This is a genomic window from Sinorhizobium arboris LMG 14919 (assembly GCF_000427465.1).
GTDB classification, from domain to species: Bacteria; Pseudomonadota; Alphaproteobacteria; order Rhizobiales; family Rhizobiaceae; genus Sinorhizobium; species Sinorhizobium arboris.
This window is the reverse complement of sequence record NZ_ATYB01000014.1, coordinates 155,056-168,091: the sequence shown is the minus strand read 5'-3', so window position 1 is coordinate 168,091 and position 13,036 is coordinate 155,056. Positions and strand designations below refer to the sequence as shown.

General features: G+C 65.1%; 10 protein-coding genes and 1 pseudogene. 9 read left to right on the top strand and 2 right to left on the bottom strand.

All coding sequences use genetic code 11. The annotated features are described in order from the left end of the window. Positions 1-326: 326 nt before the first annotated feature. Positions 327-1,556 (top strand): ROK family transcriptional regulator, encoded by a 1,230-nt coding sequence (locus tag SINAR_RS0111845; protein WP_027999300.1) that lies wholly within the window; start codon positions 327-329, stop codon positions 1,554-1,556. 3 nt (positions 1,557-1,559) lie between these two features. Next, positions 1,560-1,988 carry an RbsD/FucU family protein gene (locus tag SINAR_RS0111840; RefSeq protein WP_027999299.1) on the top strand — a complete coding sequence of 143 codons (429 nt, stop codon included), beginning with the start codon at positions 1,560-1,562 and terminating at the stop codon, positions 1,986-1,988. A 70-nt stretch (positions 1,989-2,058) separates the two neighbouring features. On the opposite strand, the gene SINAR_RS0111835 is transcribed toward SINAR_RS0111840, so the two are convergent. Continuing rightward, positions 2,059-2,496 carry a DoxX family protein gene (locus SINAR_RS0111835; RefSeq protein ID WP_027999298.1) on the bottom strand — a complete coding sequence of 146 codons (438 nt, stop codon included), beginning with the start codon at positions 2,494-2,496 and terminating at the stop codon, positions 2,059-2,061. Positions 2,497-2,735: 239 nt separating this feature from the next. Here SINAR_RS0111835 and SINAR_RS0111830 point away from each other — a divergent pair, with 239 nt between their 5' ends. Next, complete coding sequence (locus tag SINAR_RS0111830) at positions 2,736-3,440, top strand: Crp/Fnr family transcriptional regulator (RefSeq protein ID WP_027999297.1); 705 nt, start codon at positions 2,736-2,738, stop codon at positions 3,438-3,440. Positions 3,441-3,501: 61 nt separating this feature from the next. After that, positions 3,502-5,369 (top strand): annotated as a pseudogene (locus tag SINAR_RS0111825) (CHASE2 domain-containing protein); the annotation flags it as partial. A 232-nt stretch (positions 5,370-5,601) separates the two neighbouring features. Here SINAR_RS0111825 and SINAR_RS0111820 read toward each other — a convergent pair. After that, complete coding sequence (locus SINAR_RS0111820) at positions 5,602-6,216, bottom strand: FecR domain-containing protein (protein ID WP_027999295.1); 615 nt, start codon at positions 6,214-6,216, stop codon at positions 5,602-5,604. A gap of 181 nt (positions 6,217-6,397) precedes the next feature. Between SINAR_RS0111820 and SINAR_RS0111815 the strand changes: the two genes are divergently transcribed. The 5 genes from SINAR_RS0111815 to SINAR_RS0111795 all read left to right on the top strand — a co-directional run bounded on the left by SINAR_RS0111815 (position 6,398) and on the right by SINAR_RS0111795 (position 12,972). Further along, complete coding sequence (locus tag SINAR_RS0111815) at positions 6,398-6,961, top strand: hypothetical protein (protein WP_027999294.1); 564 nt, start codon at positions 6,398-6,400, stop codon at positions 6,959-6,961. Between the two features lie 109 nt (positions 6,962-7,070). Further along, positions 7,071-7,877, top strand: coding sequence for a 2', 3'cyclic nucleotide phosphodiesterase SpdA (gene spdA, locus SINAR_RS0111810; protein WP_027999293.1), 807 nt, complete (start codon positions 7,071-7,073; stop codon positions 7,875-7,877). Between the two features lie 58 nt (positions 7,878-7,935). After that, positions 7,936-8,250, top strand: coding sequence for a YkgJ family cysteine cluster protein (locus SINAR_RS0111805; RefSeq protein ID WP_027999292.1), 315 nt, complete (start codon positions 7,936-7,938; stop codon positions 8,248-8,250). A gap of 185 nt (positions 8,251-8,435) precedes the next feature. Beyond that, a complete protein-coding gene (gene putA, locus SINAR_RS0111800) occupies positions 8,436-12,137 on the top strand; it encodes a trifunctional transcriptional regulator/proline dehydrogenase/L-glutamate gamma-semialdehyde dehydrogenase (protein WP_050577494.1) in 3,702 nt (1,233 codons plus the stop codon). Between the two features lie 250 nt (positions 12,138-12,387). Then, positions 12,388-12,972: an IMPACT family protein gene (locus SINAR_RS0111795; protein WP_027999290.1), complete on the top strand. Its 585-nt coding sequence runs from the start codon at positions 12,388-12,390 to the stop codon at positions 12,970-12,972. Positions 12,973-13,036 lie beyond the last annotated feature (64 nt).

Here is a 13,036-nt window from a genome sequence, read left to right as displayed (position 1 = left end):
GCCGGCTTCAGGATCCGCTGCAGCATTCTCCTCAGCTGCAGACGGCGCTTCCGATGGTCAATCAAGCATCAAAAATCCGCGGTGTCAATAAATAAATCAAATTGAATTATTATCTCGTTGTGGCATTCTGCACGTGGCGTCGCCTCAGTCGAACCGGGAGGATTGGGCAGACAGTCGTGGATCAGATACGGACGGGCCCACGCGGAGCAGGCGGCATCAGGGTGCCGCGATCAGGAGTGGGGTCGCGGTAAAGCTTTAAGGTAGAGCGTGGCCGTCCCCGGATCGGGGCGAGGAACCGTACGGTACCAATGGGAGGAAACGGTGGCATGTCACTGACAGATGGCCCCTATGCGGGGCCGCCCCAGCCGGATGTGGTCGACCCGAGCGGCGGGGCCAACCAAACGCGCGTGCGCGCCTATAACGAACGTCTCGTCATGTCGCTGGTGCGCCGTCACGGCAGCCTGTCCAAGGCCGAGATCGCGCGCCGCTCCGGTCTTTCGGCGCAGACCGCGTCCGTCATCATGCGGTCGCTCGAAGCCGACGGGCTGCTCGTCCGCGGCGCGCCGGTGCGCGGCCGCGTCGGACAGCCCTCCATCCCCATGCGGCTCAATCCGGATGCCGTCTATTCCTTCGGCGTGAAGATCGGCCGGCGCAGCGCCGATCTGGTGCTGATGGATTTTCTGGGCACCATTCGGCTGCATCTGCATCAGATCCATACCTATCCGCTGCCCGAGGAGATCGTCAGCTTCATTGTCGGGGGTATAGAAAAACTCGAAGGACAGCTTGGCCCCGGCGAGCGCGGCCGCATTGCCGGCGTCGGGATCGCCACGCCGTTCGAACTGTGGAACTGGTCGGAAGAGGTCGGCGCGCCGCGGGAAGAGATGGACCGGTGGCGTGATTTCGACCTGCAGGCGGCGGTCACCTCCCGCATCCGGCATCCGGTGTTCATTCAGAACGACGGCACCAGCGCCTGCGGTGCCGAACTCGCCTTCGGTGTGGGTGCCAGCTATCCGGATTTCGTCTACTTCTATATCGGCTCCTTCATCGGCGGCGGCGTCGTCATCAACTCCGCCCTTTTCTCCGGCCGAACCGGCACCGCCGGCGCGGTCGGCCCGCTGCCGGTCGCCGGCAAGGACGGCAAGTCGACGCAGTTGCTGAAGATCGCCTCGGTCTTCGTGCTGGAAAAGCTCCTGCGCGAACGCGGCATCGACCCGGAGCCGCTCTGGTACTCCGCCGACGACTGGATCGACTTCGGCGAGCCGCTCGAGATCTGGATTCAGGACGCGGCAGCAGCGCTTGCACAGGCCGTCGTCTCCGCGGTGTCCGTCGTCGATTTTTCCGCGGCCGTAATCGACGGCGGTTTTCCGCCCTGGGTGCGCGCCCGCCTTCTTGCCGCGACGCGCAAGGCCCTGCAGACGCTCGACCTGCAGGGCGTCACGCTTCCGGACCTCGTCGAAGGCACCGTCGGCAGCCACGCCCGCGCGATCGGCGGCGCCAGTCTGCCGCTCTTCTCGCGATATCTGCTGGACACCAATGTCCTCTTCAAGGAGCTTTGAGCGTTGCTGAAAGGAATAAGCCCGATTCTGAGCCCGGAGCTTCTCTCCACGTTGAGAGCGATGGGGCACGGCGACGAGATTGCCATCGTCGATGGAAACTATCCCGGACTCGAGCACGCGCGCCGGCTCGTCCGACTGGACGGGCACCCGCTTATCCCGGTGCTCGACGCCATATTGAGCATTCTGCCGATCGACGACTTCGTGCCCGAGGCGATCTTCCGCGCAACGGTGAAAGAGCACCTGGACGTGCTCGATCCGGTGCATCGGGACATCATCGCCTGCTGCCGGAAACATGAGCCGACACAGGCGGTCGTTCCGTTGCTCGGGACCGACTTTTACCCCCGGGTGAAGGCGGCCCATGCGGTGGTGCAAACCAGCGAGCCGCGGCTCTACGGCAACGTCATCCTGCGCAAGGGCGTTATCCACCCTTGAGGACGTGACACCATAAACAAAGTACCCGCCGGCGCGCCGGCGGGTACTTCTTCGATCAGCGATGCCTGCGTTAAGCGGCGACTGTGTTTCCGGCGCGGGCGTCGAGCGAAAGCGCGCCCGGGCCGAAACCGGCCAGCACGAGGAATGCGCCGGCGATCGTGACGTTCTTCATCATCATGATCTGATTGAAGACCGTCAGCAGCCCGTTTGCCGCCGGCGGAAAGTCCGGAACGTTGATTGCGCCGCTGTGGAAGACGAAAGCGGTGACCAGGCAGAAGGCCGCAAGCAGATAGGATGCGATGCGGGTCTGAAAGCCGACGAGAACGGCAAGACCGGCAACGAGTTCGAAGAGACCGGCAAGATAGGCGAGCGCCGTTGCGGCCGGCCAGCCGGCATTGGTGATCATGCCGGCCGTTGCGGACGGATCGGTAAGCTTGCCGAAGCCCGAAGTAATGAAGATGATCGAGAGAAGAATGCGCCCGATGAGCACGATGACGTTCTGGGACATGCGCGAGGCTCCTGTTGGAAAACGTGTTGGCAGCAGAGATATCTGGATTTTCGAAATCCTCTAGCCGCCTGCCCGGCGACAGATCGTTCACGATTTAGAAACAAAATCGATTCGTCGTCAACTCCACGCCCCGTGCGGCCCTATGCAACGCCGGCGCCTCGTGCGCTTTTCTGTTGCAAGTCGGGGCGGCAGGGTGAAAACTCCCCGGCGCGTAAAGGGGAAACGCAGGGGTAATCGCAATGGCTGAAGTCAACCGGAGCCCCGCCTTCTGGCGGTCGTTCCCGATATTCGAGGAATTCGACGGCGAAACCTTATGCGAGCTCGCCGACATTGCCAGCTACCGGAAATGGTCCGCAGGCACGGTCATCTTCCAGCGCGGGGATCATGGCGACTATATGATCGTGGTGGTTTCCGGACGCATAAAGCTTTCGCTGTTCACACCACAGGGCCGCGAGCTCTTGTTGCGTCAGCACGAAGCCGGAGCGCTGTTCGGCGAGATGGCCCTGCTCGATGGCCAACCGCGCTCGGCGGACGCAACCGCCGTCACCGCCGCCGAGGGCTATGTGATCGGGAAGAAGGATTTCCTCGCTCTCATCACACAGAGGCCGAAGACCGCCGAGGCGGTGATCCGCTTCCTCTGCGCGCAGTTGCGCGACACGACGGACAGGCTGGAAACCATCGCGCTCTACGATCTCAACGCCCGCGTCGCCCGTTTCTTCCTGGCAACGCTCCGCCAGATCCACGGTAGCGAGATGCCGCAAAGCGCCAATCTCCGGCTGACGCTCAGCCAGACGGACATCGCCTCCATCCTCGGAGCGAGCCGGCCGAAGGTGAACCGCGCGATATTGTCGCTGGAGGAAAGCGGTGCGATCAAGCGCGCTGACGGCATCATCTGCTGCAATGTCGGGCGCCTGCTGAGCATCGCCGATCCGGAGGAGGACTGATGCCGCTCGCCTAAAAGCGGGCGGTTTCAAAGACTTGGAGCGGTTGAGCGTAAGGCCGAGGATGCATTACCGCATAACCCCGCTTTCCGGAGGGATCATCGCCAGCCTCGCTGCGGCGCTGCTGCTCTATCTCTCTGCCGGAACCATCCTCGACACCCAGCGCGAACTCTTCTTCGACAACATCACGCAATGGGTGCCCTCGCCGAGATCGCCGGGCATCATCGTCGTCGATGTCGACCGCGAGGCGTACGAGACGAGCGGCGGTCGCTGGGACAGGGCAGCGACCGCCGATTTGATTTCTCGCCTGGCCGCGGCCGGGCCGAAGGCGATCGCCGTCGATTTCGTCTTCAGTTCCGCCTGCGACCAGAGTTCGCCTGCAAACGCCGCGCTCGCTGCGGCAATCGGCAGGGCCCCCGTGGTCCTCGGCTTTTTGGCGGCCGGCCGCGTCCTCGAACGGCCGCGGCCCGTCCCGCCTCTGGCCCTCAGGCGCGAGCTTGCGATTCCTGCGCAGTGGTTCATCGAAGGCGCGGAAACCTCCTGCCCGGCCTTCATGGACCGGTCGGTGGCCGGGACGGCCGCCTTCCTCATCGGCGACGAGGATGCGCGCGTCCGGCGCGCGCAGGCTTTTGCCATCCTCGGCAACGATGCCTACCCGGCGCTCGGCATCGAAGCAGGGCGCCTTGCCGCCGGCAGCAGCACGCCCGTTCTGGGCGGAGAACCCGCGTGGTTGAGACTCGATCACGCGATCATTCCACTCGACGAGAGCGGCAGCCTGCGCTTCGCCGCGAGCTCCGAGGAAGCGATCGCCGCGCGCACGATCTCTGCCGCCGACATCCTCGCCGGCCGCGCCGAAGTGAGCCGTCTGGCGGGCAGGCTGGTGTTCCTCGGCAGCAGCCTTCCGAACCTGGGCGGGCTGCGGCCTACCGCCTCCATGCCGCTCCAGCCGTCGGTTCAGATCCACGCCGACATCGCCAATGCGGTCATGACGGGGTTCGTGCCCTATCGCGGCAGCAATCTTCCGCCCGTCGAAGCGGTCTTCGCTTTCGCCGCGGGGATTCTGGCTTCCTATGCGGCAACAAGGGTTCGACCGCTCGCCGCCCTCCTGTTGGGCGCCGCGGCGGTGCTCGCCTTCATCGCTGTGGCGGGAGCGATCTATGCTTCTACCGGCTGGCTCTTCGATGCCGTCGGCACGTCCCTGGTACTGATTGCGGTACTCGTCGTCACCAGCGCATTGCAGCTCGCGCATACGCGGCGCGCCGAGGCGATCGCCCGGCGAAAATTCTCCCAATACCTGCCGCAAACCGTGGTGGCGCGCTACATAGACGAGCCTGATCGCGGGCGTCTGGCCGGTGAGGAACGCCCCGTGACGGCGCTTTTCACCGATATCGAGGGTTTCTCGACGCTGTCGCAGAGACTTGGGCCGCGCGAACTCGTGGCCCTGCTCGACATCTATTTCGCCGAGGTGAACGCTCTCGTTTCTGCACATGCCGGTATGGTCGACAAGGTCGTCGGCGATGCTGTCCATGCTCTTTTCAACGCGCCCGAGGATTTGGCCGACCATGTGGACAAGGCGATCGACTGCGCCGCGGCGATCCATATTCTGACCGAGGAGATGCGCAGACGTCCGCAATTCGCCGAACACGGTTTCGGCCGGACTCGTATCGGCATCGAAACCGGGCCGGCGGTGCTGGGTGAGGTGGGCGCCGGCGGGAAACTCGACTACACCGCCCACGGCGATGCGGTGAACCTCGCAGCGCGCCTGCAGGAGGCGAACAAGTTCCTCGGTACCGCCATCTGCATCGGCCCGGCGGCGGCTGCGCAGTCGAAAGCGGTACTGCGACCGCTTGGCCGGCATGACATCAGGGGCTTCGGATCGATTGAGCTTTTCACGGTAGCGAGCGATGGTTGAATAAGGATCTTCGAGCGGAACGAGGGGACGCCGCCCCTCATCCCGCTGCCGCGACCTTCTCCCCGCAAGCGGGGCGAAGGAGACTCGCGGCACACTCTCAAGTCCCCCTCTCCTCTTGTGGACCGCAGCGGGTGAGAGGGACCGAGCATGCACCGCTTGCCCCTTCGCCCCGCCTGCGGGGAGAAGGTGCCGGCAGGCGGATGAGGGGGCACACATCTACAGCAACCGCATCGTGGTGTGCCAGCTATCGCCCTACCTCAACCCGACGCTCGCATAGGCCTGGCGGATCCGCGCCTCTCCCCAGCGCGTCGGTTCGCTGGGCGCAGCGCCCGGGCGACTAAAATCGACGCCCTGGCCGGCCGCAACTGTCCGTGTAACGCCGCCGCCCTGAACCGAGACCACGCCATGCTCCACGAAGACCGCAAATGCCGCGCGGCTCGGGCCGCAGAAGAATTTCGTTCCACGAACGCCGATCATGCCGAAAGCGGTACGCACCGCCACGTCGGTCTTCGGCAAGCCTTCGGGCCGGTCGAAGACCATCCGGCCGACGCCCAGTTCCAGCGTGCCCCCCTGGCCGGCGATGAAGCTGTCGATCAGCAGCTCCGTTTGCGGACCCAGCAGGATGCGCGTCTCGCTCAGTGCAAGATCAGCAAAGCTGTCGCTGCTCGTCACAACATAATCCTTGTCGAGAACGGCACCGCCGATCGCCAGCCGCTCTTCGTCTTCGCCCTGGCGACGGCGGACATTGCCGCGGATTTGCGCGGCTTTGCCGACGACCGGAGCAGCTGCCGTCGAACGGCCGCTGGAAGCGACCGCAAGCATCAGGCCGCCAAGAAAGACTCGCCTCCTCATCTCGAATCGCCGCATCGGCATCTCCGCTGGCTTCCGCAGCGCTCCCTGTTCCTTCGAGGATAGACCGACGCGGACCCGATGCAAGTCGCATCTCGGCCCACAATTCATCCGTTCGACGGATCAGCAGCTGTTTCCCGAGGAACAGATGGCGCTTTGCGGCGGTCCTAGGATCGCGGCGACCAAAAAGGAGAGCGCCATGAGAAAACTGTTTCTGTCGAACTGTCGGATCGGCTTGCGCCACCTGCTCGCAGCAGCGGCACTCGTGTCTCTCGCCACTTCAGCAGTCCCTTCGGCGCACGCAAGCGATCTGACTGCCGCCGAACAATGCGACCGGGAAGCCGGTAGCGAATTCGACCTCGAACGCAACAGGGCCTTCCCGGCCGTTGCAATGCAGGACATCCGCATCGGGGTGGCGCTTTCCGCCTGCCGAGAGGCCTATAATCAGGATGGCGGCGCCAGGACGCAGTTTCAGCTCGCCCGCGTTCTCGACAGGGCTGGCCAAAAGCTGCAGTCCGTCCGAATTCTCGCCGAAGCCGCCGAGAACGGCCACGCTCTGGCGATGGTCAGTTATGCCGATCTGCTCGCCGAGCGCGGCGACCGAGACTCGGCCTTCGCCTATTACCAGCGCGCCGCCGCTCGAGGAAATGCGCTTGCTGCCGGCAAACTCGCCGTCGCCGACCGCGTCTCTGCCGGGACCTCCGCCGGCGCCGTACTGACCGCCCGGCGCTTCGTGCCGGCAACCGCGGACCGGTTGCGGTGACGAGGACGATCCCCGTCCTTCCCTCTGCCTCCGACCCGCCCAAAGATGCCGCTTGACGCCCGCAAGCAAGCGCAGGAGCGTGACCCGCGAGACATCATGCGGGACGCACATGACGAAGCTCATCATTTTCTCCGACCTGCACATGGTGCCCGAAGGCGAGACGATCATCGGGCTGGACCCGTACCGTCGGCTCGCAAACGGCATCGCCCACGTCAACCGCTACCATGCGGATGCCGACCGGGTGATCTTCGCCGGCGATCTGACACACCGGGCGGACCGCTCCTCCTACGAGCGGCTGAAGGCGCTTCTCGGCGAACTCATCCCACCGGCGTCCCTCATGATCGGCAATCACGACCGGCGCGAGGTGTTTCTCGACGTCTTCACCGACGCGGCGACCGACGCAAACGGCTTCGTCCAGCAGGTGCTCGATTTCGCCGATTGCCGCGCCATCCTGCTCGATACGCTGTTTGCACCGCCCTACGACTATCCGGTGAGTCACGCCGGCCACCTGTGCGACAGGCGCCTTGCCTGGCTCGACCGGCAACTCGAAGAGGCAGGCAGCCGGCCGGCACTCATCTTCATGCACCATCCGCCGCATGTCAGCGGCTTTGCCGGAATCGACATGATCCGACTCATCAATGAAGACGACTTCTACGCCCTGGTGAAGCGGCGCGGCAATGTTCGTCACATCTTCGCCGCCCACGTTCACCGCACCATCAGCGGCTCCAGTCGCGGTATTCCCTTCTCGATCTTCAAAAGTCCCGTGCACCAGCAGCCTATGCCCTTCGACACGGCGAACGCCTCTCTTTCGGTGGACGAGCCGGCGGCCTACGGCATCGCGCTGGTGACCGGCGATGGCGTGCTCGTGCATACGGAAGACTACGAGATAGCAAGGCGCGACGCAGCGGAAGCGTGATCTTCCGGCGCAAGCGGCAGGCATTCCGGCGCCACCCGCTTCATGATAGGCTGATGTCATGAGCCAATCCGTTCCCGCCGATCAGATTTTCGACTGCCAGCGCTGCGGCGCCTGCTGCGCCTATTCGGCAGACTGGCCGCGGTTTTCGCTGGAGACGGAGGAGGAGCTCGAGCGCATTCCGGCGGAGTATGTGGCTGCAGATCTCGGCGGCATGCGCTGCGAGAGCGGCCGCTGCACGGCGCTTGAGGGCAAGCTCGGCCGCTCCGTCGCCTGCAAGGTCTACGACATACGCCCGATCGTCTGTCGCACCTGCATGCCGGGGGACGACGAGTGTCTGATGGCGCGGGAGCAACTTTTCGGGACGGTATCCTGACCTATGATCGTCCGGAACATTCGCTTACGCTCCGTATAGTTCTCCCTTTGCGGTGCCAATTGTGGAGAAACATTCGGCTATCACGCTAATTTGCCGGATGGATGTTCGGCGGCAGCACGCGTATTTTCTGCCACCACATCAGTGCGCGAAAGCGCCCGCTACCGTTCCGTGGAGGACAGCGTTCAATGAGCCAGAGCCCGCTTCAGAAACCCGCGATCGACGCCGCGCCCGCGCCCTTCGCCGACTTCGCACCGCCAGTCCGGCCGCAAAGCACGCTGCGCCGGGCGATCACGGCCGCCTACCGCCGCCCGGAGACGGAATGCCTGCCGCCGCTCGTCGAAGCGGCCACGCAACCGAAGGAAATACGGGAGGCCGCAGCAAGCACCGCCCGCAAGCTGATCGAGGCGCTGCGCGGCAAGCATAGCGGTTCCGGCGTCGAGGGACTGGTGCAGGAATATTCGCTTTCGAGCCAGGAAGGCGTGGCGCTGATGTGCCTTGCGGAGGCGCTGCTGCGCATTCCCGACAGGGCGACGCGCGACGCGCTGATCCGCGACAAGATTGCCGACGGCAACTGGAAATCGCATCTCGGCGGCAGCCGCTCGCTCTTCGTCAATGCCGCGACCTGGGGACTTGTGGTCACCGGCAAGCTGACCTCGACCGTCAACGACCGCAGCCTCGCGGCGGCGCTCACGCGTCTCATCTCGCGCTGCGGCGAGCCGGTGATCCGGCGCGGCGTCGACATGGCGATGCGGATGATGGGCGAACAGTTCGTCACCGGCGAGACGATCCGGGAAGCGCTGAACCGTTCGAAGGAGCTCGAGGAGAAGGGCTTCAGCTACTCCTACGATATGCTCGGCGAAGCGGCGACCACGGCCGCCGACGCCGAACGCTATTACAAGGACTATGAGACGGCGATCCATGCGATCGGCAAAGCCTCTGCCGGCCGCGGCATTTATGAAGGCCCCGGCATCTCCATCAAGCTCTCGGCACTGCACCCCCGCTATAGCCGCGCGCAAGCCGCGCGCGTGATGGGCGAATTGCTGCCGAAGGTGAAGGCGCTCGCTCTCCTCGCCAAGAATTACGATATCGGGCTCAACATCGACGCGGAGGAAGCCGACCGGCTGGAACTGTCGCTCGATCTCCTCGAGGAGCTCTGCCTCGACGGCGATCTCTCCGGCTGGAACGGCATGGGCTTCGTCGTGCAGGCCTATGGCAAACGCTGCCCCTTCGTTCTCGACTTCATCATCGATCTTGCCCGGCGCTCCGGCCGGCGCATCATGGTGCGGCTCGTGAAGGGCGCCTATTGGGATGCCGAGATCAAGCGGGCGCAGCTCGACGGGCTCGTGGATTTCCCGGTTTTCACGCGCAAGATCCACACCGACGTCTCCTATACCGCCTGCGCAGCCAAGCTGCTTGGCGCGACCGATGTGGTCTTCCCGCAATTCGCGACACACAACGCCCAGACGCTCGCCGCCATCTACCACATGGCGGGCAAGGACTTTCAGGTGGGCAAATACGAATTCCAGTGCCTGCACGGCATGGGCGAGCCGCTTTATGAAGAGGTCGTCGGCCGCGGCAAGCTCAATCGCCCCTGCCGCATCTATGCGCCTGTCGGCACCCATGAGACGCTGCTCGCCTACCTGGTCCGCCGCCTGCTCGAAAACGGCGCCAATTCCTCCTTCGTGCATCGCATCAACGACCCGAAGGTTTCGATCGACGAACTGATCGCCGATCCCGTCGACCTCGTCCGCGCCATGCCGGTCGTCGGCGCCAAGCACGACAAGATCGCCTTGCCGGCCGAGCTCTTCGGCGATGCGAGGACCAATTCCGCCGGGCTCGATCTGTCCAACGAGGAAACGCTTGCGGCGCTTACGGAAGCGCTGAGGGAAAGCGCGGCGATGAAGTGGACGGCCATGCCGCAGCTCGCAACCGGCCCCGCTGCCGGCGAGACGCGGACGGTTCTGAACCCCGGCGACCATCGTGAGGTCGTCGGCTCGGTGACCGAGACCTCGGAAGAGGACGCGCGGCGCGCCGTGCGCCTTGCCGCCGAAGCGGCGCCGGCTTGGGCGGCCGTGCCGCCGTCCGAGCGCGCGGCCTGCCTCGACCGCGCCGCCGAGCTGATGCAGGCCCGCATGCCCACGCTTCTCGGACTGATCATCCGCGAGGCAGGCAAGTCGGCGCTGAATGCCATTGCCGAGGTGCGCGAGGCGATCGATTTCCTGCGCTACTATGCCGAACAGACGCGCCGTACGCTCGGCCCCGGCCACGGACCGCTCGGGCCGATCGTCTGCATCAGCCCATGGAACTTCCCGCTGGCGATCTTCACCGGGCAGGTCGCCGCCGCGCTCGTCGCCGGCAATCCTGTGCTCGCCAAACCCGCGGAAGAGACGCCGCTGATCGCCGCCGAGGGTGTGCGCATCCTGCATGAGGCCGGCATTCCGGCGAGCGCATTGCAGCTTCTTCCGGGCGACGGACGCGTCGGTGCCGCGCTGGTCGCCGCAGCCGAGACCGCGGGCGTGATGTTCACCGGATCGACGGAAGTCGCGCGGCTGATCCAGGCACAGCTTGCCGACCGCCTTTCGCCCGCCGGCCGGCCGATCCCGCTGATCGCCGAAACCGGAGGCCAGAATGCGATGATCGTCGACTCCTCGGCGCTTGCCGAGCAGGTGGTCGGCGACGTGATCACCTCCGCCTTCGACAGTGCCGGCCAGCGCTGCTCGGCACTGCGTGTACTGTGCCTGCAGGAGGACGTGGCCGACCGCATCCTGACGATGCTGAAGGGCGCTCTGCACGAATTGCATATCGGCCGCACCGATCGTCTCTCGGTGGATGTCGGCCCGGTCATCACGTCGGAGGCGAAGGACAACATCGAGAAACACATAGAGCGGATGCGCGGGCTCGGCCGCAAGGTCGAGCAGATCGGGCTTGCCTCTGAGACCGGGAAGGGCACCTTCGTGCCGCCGACGATCATCGAACTGGAGAAGCTTTCCGATCTTAAGCATGAGGTCTTCGGGCCGGTACTGCACGTCATCCGCTACCGGCGCGACGATCTCGACCGGCTGGTGGACGACATCAACGCCACCGGCTACGGCCTGACTTTCGGGCTCCACACGCGCCTCGACGAGACGATCGCGCATGTGACGAGCCGTATCAAGGCCGGCAACCTCTACATCAACCGCAACATCATCGGCGCAGTGGTGGGTGTTCAGCCCTTCGGCGGCCGCGGTCTTTCCGGCACCGGTCCCAAGGCCGGCGGTCCGCTTTATCTCGGCCGCCTGGTCACCACCGCACCGGTCCCGCCGCAGCACAGCTCCGTACACACGGATCCGGTCCTTCTCGACTTCGCCAAGTGGCTCGACGGCAAAGGCGCGCGCGCGGAGGCCGAAGCGGCCCGCAACGCCGGCAGCAGCTCGGCGCTTGGCCTGGATCTGGAACTGCCCGGCCCGGTCGGCGAACGCAATCTCTATACGCTCCATGCGCGCGGCCGCATCCTCCTCGTGCCGGCGACGGAGAGCGGGCTGTACCACCAGCTCGCCGCTGCGCTCGCAACCGGCAACAGCGTCGCGATCGATGCCGCCTCCGGTCTGCAGGCTTCGCTGAAGAACCTCCCGCAAACCGTCGGCCTGCGGGTTTCCTGGTCCAAGGACTGGGCCGCCGACGGCCCCTTCGCCGGCGCGCTGGTCGAAGGTGACGCTGAGCGCATTCGCGCAGTCAACAAGGCTATCGCCGCCCTGCCCGGCCCGCTGCTGCTCGTTCAGGCCGCAGGGAGCGAGGAGATCGCCCGCAACCCCGACGCCTTTTGCCTCAACTGGCTCGTGGAAGAGGTTTCCGCCTCGATCAATACGGCGGCAGCCGGCGGCAATGCCAGTCTGATGGCGATCGGGTGAGCGTGCCGATTTACCCCTCCCCCATCCCCAGATTTACCCCTCCCCAGCCCCCACAAGGGGGAACAAGGGGGAGGGGTTGATCCCGCCCAGCCTCTCCGTTCTTTTTAGCCGTTTCAGCAGGCCCGGTTTTCAGGTCTGACTGTCGGCGGCAGCGAGCACCAAAGCCCTTCCCCCTTGCGGGAGGGGTGACCTTGACGATGACGGTGCGCCCTTCTTCCGCTATGACGCTGGAAGAATCGGGACAAAGCGGATGTTCACGCTCCAACGCATCGAGACCTCGACACAGGAAATCAAGAAGAGCCGCTTCCTGGCGATTGCCGGGCCGATCGAGGACGAACTGTCGGCCAAAACCTTCATTGCCGCCCACTCGGACCCGGCGGCCAATCACAATTGCTGGGCCTGGCGGGTCGGTCAGAGCTATCGCTTCAGCGACGACGGCGAACCAAGCGGGACGGCGGGCAAGCCGATCCTTGCGGCGATCGACGGTCAGTCGCTGGATCGCGTCGCCCTTGTCGTCACACGCTGGTTCGGTGGCATTCTGCTCGGCAGCGGCGGGCTGGTCCGCGCCTATGGCGGCACTGCGGCGCTTTGCCTGAGGGCCGCGGAGAAGATCGAGCTCATCGAGCGCCAGCGCGCCGAGATCGTCTGCGACTTCGCCGATCTCGCGCTCATCAAGGCGCGGCTGCCGGCCCGCGGCGTGTCGATCGCCTCCGAGAACTTCACCGGCACCGGTGCGGTGCTGTCGGTCGAGATACGGCAAGACGCGGTGAACGACATGCTCACCCTTGTGAGCGATCTCAGTCGCGGGAAGGCGCTCGTGACGCTCCGCGACTGACCGGAGCTTTCATCTTCGCCACTATCGTCATAGTTATGCGAACCGAACGGAGCTGAGGTTCCGG